This window comes from Novosphingobium sp. 9 (genome assembly GCF_025340265.1).
Lineage (GTDB): Bacteria > Pseudomonadota > Alphaproteobacteria > Sphingomonadales > Sphingomonadaceae > Novosphingobium.
This window is the reverse complement of sequence record NZ_CP022707.1, coordinates 835,299-850,162: the sequence shown is the minus strand read 5'-3', so window position 1 is coordinate 850,162 and position 14,864 is coordinate 835,299. Positions and strand designations below refer to the sequence as shown.

Annotated in this window: 9 protein-coding genes and 2 pseudogenes; 8 read left to right on the top strand and 3 right to left on the bottom strand. The window is 67.5% G+C overall.

What is annotated here, in order from left to right; genetic code table 11:
- Nucleotides 1-115: 115 nt before the first annotated feature.
- Complete coding sequence (locus CI805_RS04220) at nt 116-1,825, top strand: cation:proton antiporter (protein ID WP_260927796.1); 1,710 nt, start codon at nt 116-118, stop codon at nt 1,823-1,825.
- A gap of 4 nt (nt 1,826-1,829) precedes the next feature.
- Here CI805_RS04220 and CI805_RS04215 read toward each other — a convergent pair whose 3' ends face one another.
- Nucleotides 1,830-2,237 carry an acyl-CoA thioesterase gene (locus CI805_RS04215; protein WP_409934931.1) on the bottom strand — a complete coding sequence of 136 codons (408 nt, stop codon included), beginning with the start codon at nt 2,235-2,237 and terminating at the stop codon, nt 1,830-1,832.
- A gap of 7 nt (nt 2,238-2,244) precedes the next feature.
- The gene (locus CI805_RS04210; RefSeq protein WP_409934930.1) at nt 2,245-4,350 is read right to left on the bottom strand and encodes a S9 family peptidase; all 2,106 of its coding nucleotides are present in this window, start codon (nt 4,348-4,350) and stop codon (nt 2,245-2,247) included.
- Nucleotides 4,351-4,402: 52 nt separating this feature from the next.
- On the opposite strand from CI805_RS04210, the gene CI805_RS04205 reads away from it, so the two are divergent.
- From CI805_RS04205 to CI805_RS04185, 5 genes and pseudogenes are all read left to right on the top strand, one after another.
- Entirely contained in the window at nt 4,403-6,232 is a 1,830-nt protein-coding gene (locus CI805_RS04205; protein ID WP_260926560.1) for an aminopeptidase P family protein, read from the top strand.
- 236 nt (nt 6,233-6,468) lie between these two features.
- Entirely contained in the window at nt 6,469-6,693 is a 225-nt protein-coding gene (locus CI805_RS04200) for a cupin domain-containing protein (RefSeq protein ID WP_260926558.1), read from the top strand.
- Between the two features lie 205 nt (nt 6,694-6,898).
- The gene (locus CI805_RS04195; protein ID WP_260926556.1) at nt 6,899-7,669 is read left to right on the top strand and encodes an EF-hand domain-containing protein; all 771 of its coding nucleotides are present in this window, start codon (nt 6,899-6,901) and stop codon (nt 7,667-7,669) included.
- Between the two features lie 25 nt (nt 7,670-7,694).
- Nucleotides 7,695-8,428, top strand: a pseudogene (locus CI805_RS04190) (response regulator).
- 88 nt (nt 8,429-8,516) lie between these two features.
- Nucleotides 8,517-9,998, top strand: a complete 1,482-nt coding sequence (locus CI805_RS04185) for an ATP-binding protein (RefSeq protein ID WP_260926554.1) — start codon at nt 8,517-8,519, stop codon at nt 9,996-9,998.
- A 138-nt stretch (nt 9,999-10,136) separates the two neighbouring features.
- Here the strand turns inward: CI805_RS04185 and CI805_RS04180 are convergent.
- Nucleotides 10,137-11,734, bottom strand: a pseudogene (locus CI805_RS04180) (helicase HerA-like domain-containing protein).
- 132 nt (nt 11,735-11,866) lie between these two features.
- Here CI805_RS04180 and pabB point away from each other — a divergent pair.
- On the top strand, nt 11,867-13,672 hold the full coding sequence (gene pabB / locus CI805_RS04175; RefSeq protein WP_260926552.1) for an aminodeoxychorismate synthase component I: 1,806 nt from the start codon (nt 11,867-11,869) through the stop codon (nt 13,670-13,672).
- Nucleotides 13,672-14,850, top strand: a complete 1,179-nt coding sequence (locus CI805_RS04170; RefSeq protein ID WP_260927773.1) for a pyridoxal phosphate-dependent aminotransferase — start codon at nt 13,672-13,674, stop codon at nt 14,848-14,850. The genes pabB and CI805_RS04170 overlap by 1 nt, the downstream gene beginning before the upstream one ends.
- The last annotated feature ends 14 nt before the right edge of the window (nt 14,851-14,864 follow it).

Genomic DNA, 14,864 nt, shown 5'->3' with positions numbered 1-14,864 from the left:
CACAAAGGTCGCGCAGGCGGTGTCGCGACCCCCGGTTCCCTCGAAAGGCCCCGGCTCCCCCGAAAGGCGATGCGTGCACGATAGCGGACAAACCTTCCTTCTGGCCGAAGGCACGATGCTGCTGGGCACGGCCCTGCTGTTCGTCCTGCTGTTCCGCAAGCTGGGTCTGGGTGCGACGCTGGGCTATCTGCTCGCAGGCGCGATTCTGGGGCCTTATGCGCTGGGCCTCGTCGGCGATGCGCAAGGCAAGATGGGCATTGCCGAGCTGGGGATCACCCTGCTGCTGTTCATCGTCGGGCTGGAACTCGCACCCCGCCGCCTGTGGCAGATGCGGCACGAGATCTTCGGGCTTGGCCTGTTGCAGGTGGTGCTCTGCGGCCTTGCGATCACCGGCATCCTGCATTTCGTGGTCCACTTCAGCCTCGACGCCTCGCTCGCGCTGGGCCTGCCGCTGGCGCTGTCCTCGACCGCGCAGGTCCTGCCGATGCTCCAGAGCGCGGGCCGCCTGCACACCCCGATGGGCGAGCGCGCCTTTGCCGTGCTGCTGTTCCAGGACCTCTCGATCATCCCGATGATCACCTTCATCGCCGCGCTGAACCGCAACCCGGACCTGCCCGCAGGCCCTCCGGGCTGGCAGCTGGCGCTGACGACGGTCGCCGCGATCGTCGGCCTGATCGTTGCCGGGCGCTTCGTGATCCGCCCGCTGTTCCGCCTGATCGGCAATCTGGGCGAGCGCGAGATGTTCGTGTTCGCCGCGCTGTTCACCGTGATCGCCGCCGCCGCACTGATGCAGTACCTCGGCCTCTCGACCGCGCTGGGCGCCTTCATCGCCGGGGTGATGCTGGCCGACAGCCCCTATCGCCACGAACTGGAAGCCGATGTCGAGCCGTTCCGCTCGATCCTGCTGGGCCTGTTCTTCATGTCGGTGGGCATGATGCTGGACCTGTCCGCCATTGCCGAGCGACCGGTCTTCGTGATCGCCATGGCCGTGGCGCTGATTGCAGCGAAGGGCGGCATCATCACCGGTCTTGGCATGCTGTTCCGCATGCCCTGGCGGCAGGCGCTGGCCTTCGGCCTGCTGCTGAGCCAGGGCGGCGAGTTCGGTTTCGTGCTGTTCGCACAGGCGCAGGACGCGCGCCTTATCGCGCCAGAGGCCTCCAGCCTGTTCAGCGCCATCGTCACCCTCTCGATGGTGACGACGCCGTTCCTGATGATGGCCACGCGCCGCATCCGCGAGGCGCCGCAGGGCAAGGCCGAGACGCGGGAAGGCCCGAACGCCGACGGCGCCAGCGCGCTGGTCGTCGGCTATGGCCGCTTCGGGCAGACCGTTGGCCAGATCCTCAATGCCGCCGATATCGAGGTGACGCTGATCGACACCGACATCGAGATGATCGACATTGCCGGAAACTTTGGCGCCAAGGTCTATTTCGGCGATGGCCGCCGGATCGACCTGCTGCGGCAGGCAGGCGCGGCGGATGCCCAGTTGATCGCCTTCTGCATGGACGGCGACCAGCTGGACGAGGAATTCCTGCGCTCGGTCAACACCGCCTTCCCGCAAGCCGCGATCCACGTGCGCGCGTTCGACCGCCGCACCGTGCTGCGCCTGCACGAGGCACCCGTGACCTTCATGGTGCGCGAAGTCGTCGAATCCGCCGTGGTGCTCGCCCGCGAGGCGCTGGGAGAACTGGGGCTGTCGATGCAGGAGATCGAGCGCGCCGAGGCGATGTACCGCACCAACGACGAGGAACGCTTCGCCGCCCAGTTCGAGGCCGGTACCTTGCGCGTCGCGCAGGACCGGATCATCACCTCGCCTCAGCCAAGATAAGGGATCAGTCCGATGCGGGCGCGAAAGGCGCGGCGACCTCGGGCGGGATGCGGTGGAGCCTGCCGCTGGCGATCTCGATCAGCGCCCATGTCGTGCGCGCCGAGATGATCACCTTGCCCGCCGCGTTGCGGAAGGCGACGCAGCGGTCGAACCGCGCGCCCTGCGGCCCCTCGGGAATCCACGTCTCCCCGGTCACGCTCTCGCCCTCGCGGATATTGCCGCGATAGTCGATCTCGTGCCGGGTGACGACCCAGGCCCACACCGCCTGATGCTCGGGCGGTGCCACCGCTTCCCAGTGCGCGGTGGCCATCGCTTCCATCCACTGCACCCACACCGCGTTGTTGACGTGGCCCATCACATCGATGTGCTCCGCCTGTGCGGTGAAAGTCAGTGTGAAGCGATCGGCCACCATGCCCTGCTCAGCCTTCGATGCCCAGCTGCCACAGGATAAAGGCGAATTCCTCCGCCGTTTCCTTCAGGCTCTCGAAGCGACCGGACTTGCCGCCGTGGCCGGCGCCCATGTTGGTCTTGAGGATCAGCTCGTTGCCGTCAGTCTTCAGCTCACGCAGCTTCGCAACCCACTTGGCGGGCTCCCAGTAGGTCACGCGCGGGTCGTTGAGGCCTGCCGTCACCATCAGCGGCGGATAGCTCTGCGCTTTCACCTGATCATAGGGGGAGTAGCTCAGAATCAGGTCGAAGGCGGCCTCGTCCTCGATCGGGTTGCCCCATTCGGGCCACTCGCCCGGCGTCAGGGGCAGGCTTTCATCAAGCATCGTGTTGAGCACGTCGACGAACGGCACATGCGCGACGACCGCGCCCCACAGCTCGGGATCGGAATTGATCACCGCGCCCATCAGCTCGCCCCCCGCAGAACCGCCCGAGATGCTGATCTGGCCCGGCGCGGTGAAGCCCCGGTCGACCAGCCCCTTGGCCACGTCCACGAAGTCGTTGAAGGTGTTGGTCCGGCGCTCCAGCTTACCCGCCTTGTACCAAGCGCGGCCCATGTCGTCGCCGCCGCGGATATGCGCGATGGCATAGGCGAAGCCGCGATCGACGAGGCTGAGCCGCGTGGTCGAGAAGCCCGGATCGATGCTGATGCCGTAGGCGCCGTAGCCATAGAGGTGCAGCGGGCCGCCCCCGTTTTTGGCACCGTTCCCCTGCTCCGCACGGTCCTTGCGATACATGATCGAGACCGGAATCGCGGTGCCGTCGCGCGCGGTGATCTCCAGCCGCTCGGTGGCGTAGAGATCGGCGTCGTAGCCCGAGGGGATTTCCTGGACCTTGAGCGTCTCGAACGTGCCCGTCGCCACCTCGTAATCGAGGACGGAGCTGGGCATCACCATCGATTCGTAGGACAGCCGCAGCTTCTCGACATGCCATTCGGGATTGCTGCCAAGGCCTGCGGAATAGCTGGCATCGGCGAAGGCGATCGGCTCGATCCGGGCGGGATCGTCGTAGTACCGCACCTCGATCCGGTCGAGCCCGCGCTCGCGCCCCTCGATCACGTAGAAGTCGCGGAACACGTCGACGCCGGTGAGGTAGAAGTGGTCCGTCCCCTCGATCACCACCGTCCAGTTCGACGGATCGGCGAGCGGCGCGGTCGCCAGCGCGAAGTTCTCGTGCGTGTGGTTGGTGTGGATGAACAGCGTGTCGGTATGGACGTCGACATCGTATTCCACGCCCTTGACGCGTTCGCGCACAAGGATCTGCTCGCCCAGCGGATCGGCGGCGCGGACCAGACGCACTTCGCTGGTCTCGTGATCGCTCGTCCCGATCAGCAGCCATTCCTCGTTGGCCGACAGCGAGGCACCGACGCGGAAGCCTTCGTCATCCTCGTGGAACAGCTCGACATCCTTGTCGAGTGGCTCGCCCAGCCAGTGCAGGCGGGCGTTGTCGGTGCGCCACTGCTCGTTGGCGAGCGAATAGACGATGCCCTTGTCGCCTGCGACCCAGACCAGCCCCGAGAGCGTACCCGGAATCTCGTCCGCCAGAAGCTCGCCGGTTTCCAGGTTCTTGATCCGCGCGGTGAAGCGCTCGGAGCCGTTGTCGTCCACCGAATAGGCCAGCAGGCGCCCGTCGTTGCTGGTGGCGATGGCGCCGAGGCGGAAGTATTCCAGCCCCTCGGCCAGCGCCACTTCGTCGAGGATAAGCTCGTTCGCAGAGGCATCGTCGCCCGCCGAGACGGCACGGCGCCACCACTTCTTGTATTCAGCACCTTCCTCGAACTCGATCCAGTAGAGCCAGTCGCCATCCTTCTGCGGCACCGAGGTGTCGGCTTCCTTGATGCGCCCGCGCATTTCGGTGAACAGCGCATCGATCCGGCCCTGATGCGGCGCCATGCGGCTTTCGAACCAGCCGTTCTCCGCCTCCAGATGCGCCAGCACCTCGGCGTCCTTCACCTCGGGGTAGCCGGGATCGCGCAGCCAGGCGTAATCGTCGGCCACGGTGCGTCCGTGATGGGTGAAGGAGTGCGGTTTTTTCACCGCCGATGGAGGACCGGACAGGGTCTGGGTGGAATTGACCATCACCACCATCTATGTTGGCCGCATCACACCCGCAAGTCGGATACCAAAACCCATGCTGATGAATACCCACGAAGCCCGTCTCGATGCCCTGCGCAAGGAGCTGAAATCGCGCGGCCTCGACGGCTTCGTGATCCCGATTTCCGACGAGCACATGAGCGAATACGTCGGCGGCTATGCCCAGCGCCTTGCCTGGCTGACCGGCTTCGGCGGCTCGGCCGGAACCGCCGTGGTGCTGACCGACGCCGCGCTCTCCCCCGCCGCCGCGATGTTCGTGGACGGACGCTACACCCTGCAGGTGCGCGATCAGGTGGACGGGCGCTTCTATGCCTATGAAAGCGTACCGCAGACCAGCGCCGCCGAGTGGCTCAAGCAGCATGCCCCGCAAGGCGCGGTGATCGGCTACGACGCCTGGCTGCACGGATCGAAGTGGGTCGAGGCTGCCGATGCCGCGATTGCCGCAAAGGGCGGCAAGCTGATCGCTGTGGAGACCAACCCGATCGACACGGTGTGGGAAGACCAGCCGCTGCCCTCGCCCGCGCTCGCCTTCGTCCAGCCCGATGCGCTGGCGGGCGTATCGAGCGAGGCCAAGCGCGCCGCCGTCTCCGAATGGCTGGCCGAGCAGGGCCTCGACGCGACGGTCGTCACCGCACTCGATTCGATCGCCTGGCTGCTCAACATTCGCGGCGCCGACGTGGACCGTACCCCGGTGGCGCTGTCCTATGTGATCGCGCGCAAGGACGGCACGGCAGAGCTGTTCATCGCCGAAGAGAAGGTCACGCCCGAACTGCGCCAGCATCTGGGCAATGCGGTGAAGATCGCCAGCCGCGACCACTTCGTGGCCGGGCTCGATGCGCTGGCGGGCCTGCGCGTCGGCCTCGACCCGCAGAGCGCCGTCGCCGCGATCTTCGAGCGTCTGCACCAGTCGGGCGCGATCGTCGTCGAGGCGAACGATCCGTGCGTGCTGCCCAAGGCGATCAAGAACGCGGTCGAGCAGCAGGGCCACCGCGATGCGCAACATCGCGACGGCGCCGCCGTCTCGCGCTTCCTGCACTGGCTGAGCGTCGAGGCGCCCAAGGGCACGGTCACCGAAATGAGCGCGTCGGACCGCCTCCACGCCTTGCGCGAAGCCTGCGGTGACCTGCGTGACCTCTCGTTCGACACGATCTCGGGCGCGGGGCCGAACGCCGCGATCCCGCACTACCGGGTGAGCGACGAAAGCAGCCTGACGCTGGCACCGGGCAGCATCTATCTGGTCGATTCGGGAGGCCAGTACCCCGACGGCACCACCGATATCACCCGCACCGTCTGGGTCGACACGCCCACGGGCGCCGAGCCCACGGCCGAAATGAAGGACCGCTTCACCCGCGTCCTCAAGGGCCATATCGCCATCGCCACGGCGGTATTCCCCAAGGGCACGACCGGCGGCCAGCTTGACGTGCTGGCGCGCCATGCGCTGTGGTCGGCGGGGATCGACTATGCCCACGGCACCGGCCACGGCGTCGGCAGCTTCCTCGCGGTCCACGAAGGCCCGCAGCGTATCGCCAAGCCTGCCGGTGGACAGGCGGGCACGATGCAGGACTTGCGCCCCGGCATGATCATCTCGAACGAGCCGGGCTATTACAAGAGCGGCGAGTTCGGCATCCGCATCGAGAACCTCGTGCTCGTCGAACAGCGCGACATCGCCGGAATGGAAGGCGAATACTACGGCTTCGAGACACTGACCTTCGTGCCGATCGAGCGCCGTCTGGTCGATACCGCCCTGCTGACGCCTGCCGAAATCGCGTGGTGGAACGATTACCACGCACAGGTCCACGCGATCATCGCGCCGCAGCTCGAAGGCGAGGCGCTCGCCTGGCTCGACGCACAGTGCGCCGCGCTCTGAGGGGCTGACACCGATGGGCAACCGGGGCTTCCAAGACGATCATCCGTCCGCCGAAGCCCCGGCTGCGCCCCTGCTCTCCGAATTTCCCGTCCATCTCGACAGCAAGGGCGGCGCGGCCATGCTCGCGGCGCTTCACCGGCAGCGCGGGATGGTACGAGGACTATGCGACCAGCACCGCGAAGGACGGCGCAGGCGGGCGCCTCGTCTCGGTCCACGCCTTTGCCGAGGACTGGGCGATGTGGGAAATGCACCCCGACGGCGACGAACTGGTCGTCTGCCTCTCCGGCGCGTTCACCTTGTGGCAGGCGTCCCCCGAAGGCGGCCAGCGGCGGATCGAGCTGGAACCCGGCCAATACGCGATCAATCCCGCAGGCGTGTGGCACACCGCCAATACGCGTGGCCCGGCAGAGGCACTGTTCGTGACCTCGGGCCAGGGCACGCAGCATCGCCGGCGACACTGACGTCCAACTTCGCGGGACTTTGCTGCAAAATGAACGACCGTTCCCTCGTGTGACAAATCGCGACAATAAAGCGCTCTGCCGGGATACCTGCGCGACAGTCCCTCTTTAGACGGGACATCAGAAAGTCGCGCGGCGGTATTTCCCCCCACCCCCTCACCGGCCGCGCGGCTTTCCCGAAAACTTTAACGTTGGATTGGGACACGCGATGACTGGAATGCTCAAGTTCTCGCTCGGCCTCTCGGTCGCAGCACTTTCCCTTGGCGGTTTCGCCTATGCGCAGGCGCCCGATGGCCCGCCCCCCGGCGGCCCCGGCAGCGAACGACACGGCCCGATGATGGCCCCAATGATGGCAGACGAGACCCGCGCCGAAGCGCAGGCCCGCGCCGAGAAGCTGTTCGACCACCTCGACGTCAACCACGACGGCAAGCTCGACAAGGCCGATCGCGAACTGATGCGCCAGCAGATGCGCGAAAAGATGTTCGACCGCCTCGACACCAATCACGACGGCTCGATCTCCAAGGCCGAGTTCATGGCCGATCATGGCCCGCATGGCGACCATGGGCCGAAGGGCGGTCACGGCCCCGATGGCGGTGCGCAGGGCGACATGCCGCCTCCGCCTCCCGGTGGCCCCGATGGCGATGACGGCACGCCGCCGCCTCCCCCGCCGCCCGGCGCGCAGGACGGCCAGCCCGGCCCGGATCATCGCGACTGGCATGGGCGCAAGGGGCCGCCGCATGGTCATGGCCCGATGGGCATGGGTATGGAGCGCAAGGCCGATACCAATGGCGATGGTGCCGTCAGCAAGGCGGAATTCGTCACGGCCGCGCTCAAGCGCTTTGACATGCTCGACGCGAACCACGATGGCACTGTAACCAAGGCGGAACGTCAGGCGGCGTTCCAGAAAATGAGGATGGAGCGCAAGGACCGCCGCGACGGCGACCGGCCCGAAGCCCCCCAGCAGGCGCCCGGCCAGTAACCGGCAGGCGCGGAACAGGAGTGTGATGAACGATACCGCGCTGCCCCGACTGCTGCTTGTCGACGACGAGGCTGCCCTTCGCGAACCTCTGGCCGAGTACCTCTCGCGCCAGGGGTTCACGCTCGACCAGTGCTCGAACGCCGCAGAGGCCCGCTCGCGCCTGCGCGATACGTCCTACGAACTGGTGCTGCTCGACATCATGATGCCGGGCGAGGACGGCCTGTCCTTGTGCCGCCATCTGGTCGAGGCCAAGGACACCCCGTGATCTTCCTCACCGCGCGTGCCGAGGCGACCGACCGGATCGTCGGGCTGGAAATCGGCGCCGACGATTACGTGGTCAAGCCGTTCGAGCCACGCGAACTGGTCGCCCGCATCCGTTCGGTGCTGCGCCGCGCCTCGCGCGTGCCCGCGCCTGCGGTCGAGAACGAGGACCTGATGTTCGAGAACTGGCGCCTCGATCCGTTGAAGCGCCGCCTGACCGATCCCGACGGTGCCACCGTGGCGATCTCCTCGGTCGAGTTCCGGCTGCTGATGGCCTTCCTCGAACACCCGCGTCAGGTGCTCAACCGCGACCGCCTGCTCGACATGGTGCAGGGCCGCGAGGCGCACCTGTTCGACCGCGCGGTGGACAACCAGGTCAGCCGCCTGCGTCGCAAGATCGAGGTCGACAGCCGCAATCCGCAGATGATCCAGACCGTGTGGGGCGGCGGCTACATGCTCGCCGCAGATGTGCGCAAGGTGCCGCAGGCGCCCGAATGAAACGTGCCGCAGGCCCCGGAATGGACTGCGCCGCAGGCGCCCGCATGAACGGTGCCCGCATGAACACCGCCGGAGTGACGATCGCCCAATGACCGCCAGCACGACCCGCCGTTTCAGCCTGCCCCGCCCCCACAGCCTGATGGGGCAGATGCTGCTGGCCGTCGCCGCCGCGCTGCTGCTGGTGCAGGGCCTCGGCGCCGCGCTGGTCTATCGCGCCCAGCGCGACGGCTACGAGGCGGGCATGCTCAACGGGGCGACGTTCAACCTGCTCAACGAGACGCGCGGACCGGGGTCCTTCGGACACCACCGCAATCGCGACGGCGGTGATGGTGGTGACGGCGGCCCCGGTGGACCGCGCGGCCCGTTCAGCGGGCCACCGCCGCGCGGCTTCCGTCTGGAATACAGCACCAATTCCCCGCAGAAGCAGGGCGAAGCGCGCGACGCCCATGCCGAGGGCATCCTTCGCCAGATCCTCAAGAACCAGAACTTCCCGGCGAGCGAAATCGTCGTCCTGCACCGCACCGTGGCGGGCGATCCCTTCGCCGCGCAGAGCACGCGCCACCGGGCGGAGCGGCTGAATCTCTCCGCCGACATGGTGAAGAACATGCTCGCCGATCATCTGCTGGTTGTCGGCGTGAAACCGACCGGCAACGGCAGCTGGCTGGTCTCGCGAGTGCGCAGCCCTCAGGCCGCCAACATGCTGCTGGTGCCGATCATCTTGCAGACGCTGGTGATCTACATCGTGCTGGTCGGCGCGGTCGCGCTGATCCTGCGCCGCATCACCCGGCCGCTGGCGGCCCTCACGAAGCGGGTCGAGGCCTTCGCCGTCGCGCCCGAGGTCCAGCATCAGCTGGCGCCGACCGGCCCGGAAGACATGCGCCGCCTGATCGAGGCGCATAACGCCATGGAATCGCGCATTTCGGCCATGCTGGACGAAAAGGACGTGATGCTCGGCGCCATCGGCCATGACCTCAAGACACCGCTGACCGCGCTGCGCGTCCGCATCGAATCGGTCGAGGACGAGACCGAACGCGCCCGCATGGCGATGACCATCGAGGATATCGTCCACACGCTTGACGACATTCTCTCGCTCGCCCGCGTCGGTCGCCCCAGCGATCCGATCGAGCGCACCGAAGTCTCCTCGCTGGTGATCTCGGTGGTCGAGGAATACGAGGACATGGGCGAGCCGGTCGATCTGCTCGACACGCGCCGGATCGCCGCGCAAGTACGTCCGACATGGCTGCGCCGCGCGCTGCGCAACCTTATCAGCAATGCCCTGCGCTACGGCCAGACCGCGCGCGTCTCGCTGGAGCACGAACAGGGCCGCGCGGTGATCCTGATCGACGATGACGGCCCCGGCATTCCCGAGACGGACATCGGCTCGATGATGAACGCCTTCACGCGCGGCGACCCCTCGCGCAATTCGGCCACCGGCGGCGCGGGACTGGGCCTTGCCCTCGCCCGCGCCATTGCCGACCAGCACGGCGGCGCGCTCAGGCTGTCGAACCGCCGCGACGCGCAAGGCGCCATCGTCGGCCTGACGGCGCGGCTGGAAATCCCCTCGGATTAAAGACGCGGGCGGGAATAGAGCGGTTACGATCCGGCTATGCCGGTTCGACCGCTCTATCTTTTTGGGTTTGCCGCATTTTCCGAGCCATCAGGTGTTTCCACCTGATTAGAAAATGCTCTGCCCCCCCCCGCGCTCACGTCAGCGCATCAATCCGCCGATCAGGTTGCGTGCGAAGCGGCCAAGCCCCGGAAAGCCCACCGCGCGGCCCAGCGTATCGCCGATCGCGCCCGCCGCCGCGCTGGCGGCCGAGGCCTGGGGGCTGGCGCGGCTGGTCTTGCCCTGGATCGTCTGCGCCAGGATCGAGCCCGCGCTGGCCGCTGCAGCACCAGCCGCCGCCTTGGCGACCTTGCCGCCGATGCCGTCCCACAGACCGGGGCTGATGCGTTCGCGCTTGCCGACTTCCTCGCGCCCCTTGTCGGCCACTTCCGCGCCCGTCGCCGCGGCATCCGCCGCCTTGGCCGCCAGAACTTCCTCGGCGCTCTCGCGATTGACGCGGGTGTCGTACTTGCCCGCGAACGGGCTGACCGACTGGATCACCGCGCGCTCCTTGTCGCTCACCGGCCCCAGCCGCGAGCGCGGCGGCGCCACCAGCGTGCGCTGGACCACCGAAGGCGCGCCCTCGCCATCGAGCGTCGAGACCAGCGCCTCGCCCACTTTCAGCTCGGTGATCGCGGTCTCGACATCGAGTTGCGGGTTGATGCGGAAGGTCTCCGCCGCCGCCTTGATCGCCCGCTTGTCGCGCGGGTGAAGGCGCGCAGCGCGTGCTGGACGCGATTGCCGAGCTGGCCCGCCACATCCTCGGGCACGTCGATCGGGTTCTGCGTGACGAAATAGACGCCCACGCCCTTGGAGCGGATCAGGCGCACCACCTGCTCCACCTTGTCCTCCAGCGCCTTGGGCGCCTCGTCGAACAGCAGGTGGGCCTCGTCGAAGAAGAACACCAGCTTGGGCTTTTCGGGATCGCCCACTTCGGGCAGCGCCTCGAACAGTTCGGACAGCAGCCACAGCAGGAACGTGGCGTAGAGGCCGGGGCTACGCATCAGCTTGTCGGCGGCGAGGATATTGACGATGCCGCGCCCCTGCTCGTCGCAGCGGATGAAGTCGTTGATCTCCAGCGCGGGCTCGCCGAAGAACTGCGCCGCGCCCTGGCTTTCAAGCGAGAGCAGCTGGCGCTGGATCGTGCCGACGCTGGCCTTGGTGATGTTGCCGTACTTGGCGGAAAGTTCGGCGGCGTGCTCGGCGGAATAGGCCAGCATCGCCTGCAGGTCTTCCAGATCGAGCAGCAGCAGGCCCTGTTCGTCGGCAAAGCGGAAGACGATGTTGAGCACGCCCTCCTGCGTCTCGTTGAGGTTCATCAGGCGCGAGAGCAGCAGCGGCCCCATCTCCGAGATGGTGGTGCGCACCGGATGCCCCTGTTCGCCGTAGATGTCCCAGAACACTGCCGGATTGTCGCTGTAGGCATAGTCGGTAAGGCCGATCTCCTTGGCGCGCGCCTCCAGCGTGTCGGCATGCTTGAACTGCGGACTGCCCGCCATCGCAATGCCCGAAAGATCGCCCTTCACGTCGGCCAGGAACACCGGCACGCCTGCTGCGGAGAACTGCTCCGCGATGGTCTGGAGCGTGACGGTCTTGCCGGTGCCCGTGGCGCCGGCGACCATGCCGTGCCGGTTCGCGCGCGTAAGGTCGAGCACCTGCCGCTCGCCATTGCCGCCCAGTCCGATAAATATCTCGCTCATTGGCCTTGTCCCGTCTGCTTCATGCCCTAGCAGCGGGAGGATAGGGTGCCGTTGCGGCTGCGGCGAGCGGTATTTTGCAACCATGACAAGACAGCGCTAAGGCGCGCGCCTGCTACCGAGAACCCCGCGACCATGCCCGATCCCTTCCTCCTGCTCGACGATGCCCGCCCCGATGCGAACCGCACAGCGCGCCTCTATCGCGCGCCGGTGGACGTGGTGATCGCGCAGGAGGGGGCAGAGGTGCTGCCCGCCATCGCCCGGCTGGAAGCGCTCTCGGCGCAGGGCCTGCATGTGGCGGGGATGCTGTCCTACGAGGCCGGGCTGATGCTGGAGCCGCGCACCGTGCCGCTGCTCGAACAGCGCGCGGGCATGGCCCAGCCGCTGCTGTGGTTCGGCGCCTTCGAGACCTGCGAGACCATTGCCCCCCCGGACGTTCCCGCATGGCTCGCCGCGCACGCGGGCACGGGTCGGCCGTCCATCGGACCGCTGGAGCCGCAGATTTCCACCGGCGACTATGCCCGCGCCTTCGCCGCCATTCAGGAGGCGATCCACGCGGGCGACATCTATCAGGCGAACCTCACCTTCCCGCTGGCGGGCCCGTGGAATGGCGATCCGATCGCGCTCTATGCGGGGCTTCGCGCCAATGCCGAGGCGGGATACGGCGCGCTGCTGCACGATGGCAGCGACTACTGGCTCAGCTTCTCGCCCGAACTGTTCTTCGCGCTGTCCGGCGAGACCATCACCGTGCGGCCGATGAAGGGCACCCGTCCGCGCGGTCGCGACGAGGCCGAGGATGCAGCGCTCGCCGCCGAACTCAGCGCCAGCGCCAAGGATCGCTCGGAAAACCTGATGATCCTCGACCTTCTGCGCAACGACCTTTCGCGCGTGGCGCAGGCGGGCAGCGTCATCGCCGAGGCGCCCTTCGCCATCGAGAGCTACCCCACCGTCCACCAGATGGTCTCCACCGTGAACGCCACGATGCAAACTGGCCTTGGCGCCTTCGACGCCCTGCGCGCGCTGTTTCCCTGCGGATCGATCACCGGCGCGCCGAAAATCCGGGCGATGGAACTGATCGCGCAAACCGAATGCTTCGCGCGCGGCGCTTACTGCGGGACCATCGGTTTCGTAGAACCCTCTGGCGATGCAGCCTTCAATGTGGCAATCCGCACCCTCAGCCTGACCGGCAACCCGACAAGCGGGGGCCGGGCGGTGCTGGGAGTGGGCTCGGCGGTGGTCGCCGATTCGCAAGCGCTTCCCGAATGGCGGGAGTGTCTGGTCAAAGGGGGTTTCGTGCGAAAGTCGGCAGGGCCGGAGGCGCCCGCGCGCCTCGATCTGATCGAGACGATGCGGTTCACGCCTGATGAGGGCATCGCGCTGCTCGAAGGGCATATCGCCCGTATCGGTGCCAGCGCGCTGGCGCTGGGCTTCGCGTTCGATCGCCACGCCGTGCGCAATGCCATCCAGGCGCTGTGCTTCGAGGCGGACGCACCCTCGCGGCTGCGTCTGGTACTGGGCCGCACCGGGGCCTATGCGCTGGAACTGTCGGACTTACCCGAAACCTTGCCCGAACCGCTTATCTGCGGCGTGCTGCCGCTGCCGGTCGATACGGGCGACTGGCGCCTCGCCCACAAGACCAGCGACCGCGGCTTCTACACAGCAGGCCTTGCCGTGGCGCGCGAGGCCGGGGCGCACGAGGCGCTGTTCCTGCGCGACGACGGCCTGCTGACCGAAGGCACCTTCACCACTATCTTCGTCGAGCGCGACGGCGTTCTGCTGACCCCGCCCGCCACGCTGGGCCTGCTGCCAGGCGTGCTGCGCGCCTCGCTGCTGGCCTCGGGCCGCGCGGTGGAGGCAGAGCTGCGCCTCGACGACCTGACCGACGGCTTCTTCGTGGGCAACGCGCTGCGTGGCCTGCTCCCGGCAAGGCTTCTGGCATGATCCACGTCTCCCGCTCGCTTTCGCGCATCTCGCCCTCGCAGACCACGGCGATGACCGACCGCGCCTTTGCTCTGCGCGAACAGGGTGTCGATATCATCTCGCTCTCGGTGGGCGAGCCGGACTTCGCGACGCCTGCGCATGTGCTCGATGCCGCCAAGGCCGCGCTCGATACCGGGCAGACCAAGTACACCGCCGTGGGCGGCAGCGCGCAGGCGAAGAAGGCCGCCGCGCTGCATTTCCGGCGCGACCTCGGCATCGATGTGCCGACCTCGCAGATCACCGTCAGCGCCGGGGGCAAGCAGGCGATCTTCCATGCCCTGCTCGCCACGATCAGCGAGGGCGACGAAGTGATCGTCCCCTCGCCCTGGTGGGTCAGCTATCCCGAGATCGTGCGCTTTGCAGGGGGCAAGGTGGTCCCGCTCACCACCCACGCGAAGGACAACTTCCGCTTCACGCCCGCCGATCTCGAAGCGCAGATCGGCCCGAACACGCTGTGGCTGCTGCTCAACAGCCCCGGCAACCCGACCGGCGCCTATTACCCGGCGGACCTGCTGCTGGGCATCGGCGAGGTGCTGCGCCGACACCCGCGCGTGATGGTGATGAGCGACGATATCTACGCCCCGCTCGGCTATACCGGAGAAGCGCACGCGACGCTGGCGAACCTGTGCCCGGACCTTGCCGACCGCGTGCTGACGATCTCGGGCGTCTCGAAAAGCCACGCGATGACCGGCTTTCGCATCGGTGTTGCCGCCGGGCCGGAATGGCTGATCGCGGCGATGGAGAAGCTCCAGTCGCATTCCTCGGGCAACCCCTGCTCGATCAGCCAGGCCGCCGCCGTCGCCGCCTTCGAAGGCCCGCAGGACTTCCTGATCGGCTGGCGCGAGCGGTTCCGGGCGCGCCGCGATGCCGTGGTCGCCGCGATCAACGCGATCCCCGGCCTCTTCACCCCGACGCCGGACGGCGCGTTCTACTGCATGGTCGATGCCGCGCCGCTGATGGCGCGCTTCGGCGATGACACCGCGCTGGCGCTGCACCTGCTCGATCACGGCGTCGCCATCGTTCCCGCCTCTGCCTTTGGTGGACGCGACGGCTTCCGCATCAGTTTCGCGGCCGACGAGGCCGTGCTCGCCGAGGCGCTGCGACGGATCGCAGGCGCGCTTGCCGAGCCCCCCGCATAACGGACATCCTAGTA

Bases quoted from the DNA above. Each gene is read 5' to 3' on its own strand.
- CI805_RS04205 (WP_260926560.1), top strand. From the start codon at position 4,403: ATGCTGATGAATACCCACGAAGCCCGTCTCGATGCCCTGCGCAAGGAG.
- CI805_RS04185 (WP_260926554.1), top strand. From the start codon at position 8,517: ATGACCGCCAGCACGACCCGCCGTTTCAGCCTGCCCCGCCCCCACAGC.
- CI805_RS04220 (WP_260927796.1), top strand. From the start codon at position 116: ATGCTGCTGGGCACGGCCCTGCTGTTCGTCCTGCTGTTCCGCAAGCTG.
- CI805_RS04200 (WP_260926558.1), top strand. From the start codon at position 6,469: ATGTGGGAAATGCACCCCGACGGCGACGAACTGGTCGTCTGCCTCTCC.
- pabB (WP_260926552.1), top strand. From the start codon at position 11,867: ATGCCCGATCCCTTCCTCCTGCTCGACGATGCCCGCCCCGATGCGAAC.
- CI805_RS04195 (WP_260926556.1), top strand. From the start codon at position 6,899: ATGACTGGAATGCTCAAGTTCTCGCTCGGCCTCTCGGTCGCAGCACTT.
- CI805_RS04215 (WP_409934931.1), bottom strand. From the start codon at position 2,237: ATGGTGGCCGATCGCTTCACACTGACTTTCACCGCACAGGCGGAGCAC.
- CI805_RS04210 (WP_409934930.1), bottom strand. From the start codon at position 4,350: ATGGTCAATTCCACCCAGACCCTGTCCGGTCCTCCATCGGCGGTGAAA.